Origin of the sequence: Stenotrophomonas sp. YIM B06876 (assembly GCF_030711595.1) — a bacterium.
Classification (GTDB): Bacteria; Pseudomonadota; Gammaproteobacteria; order Xanthomonadales; family Xanthomonadaceae; genus Stenotrophomonas.
The window spans coordinates 1-572 of record NZ_JAUJUJ010000510.1 but is presented as its reverse complement, the minus strand read 5'-3'; the positions used below and the strand labels follow the sequence as shown (position 1 = coordinate 572).

The 572-nt window shown below is 56.6% G+C and carries 1 protein-coding gene; it reads right to left on the bottom strand.

The features are described 5' to 3' along the window. The coding region (locus tag QZH66_RS18200; protein WP_305807202.1) for an archaeosortase/exosortase family protein at window positions 1-388 on the bottom strand (388 nt) is incomplete at its 3' end. Between the last annotated feature and the right edge of the window lie 184 nt (window positions 389-572).

Here is a 572-nt window from a genome sequence, read left to right as displayed (position 1 = left end):
CCAGGGGAAACGTCATTGCTCGGGCGATGGACCAGCCAAGGATCGCCGGGACACTTAGCACGAGCAATGCCACCAACGCGAAATGCGTGGTGGCATTCACCACCACCAGGTCCCCAAGCAACCAGAACACCGCTACGATGCCCATCAACACCCATGCCCCCTTGGACGGGTGGGGAATCATGCGAACCCAGCGGCCCCGAATGTGCCACACCAGCCATAGAGAGATCAGCGGGACGACATACCCATGGGCGTACGTTTCAGATGCGGACCAGACCGAAGCCATTCCCAGCGCGGTGCGCCGGAAAAAGAGCAAGATCAATACCTGCAGCAAACACAGGGCCAGTAATGGCTGGCGCCATGGTGTTGAAATTACTCTGAGCAACTGCATCAGACGCTCGCTAAGGGGCGCAAGCCCGCAAGGTGGATGTCGAGCCCACTCATGTGAGCTTTCCATTTGAAGTGCTTGGCAACATCAGTGTTCAGAAAAACCTTATACCGACACTGCAAAGAACCCAATAGGGGGCAGGAACGCAGCCTAACCCTACTGTTGATTGGAGACGAAATGCGGTGGA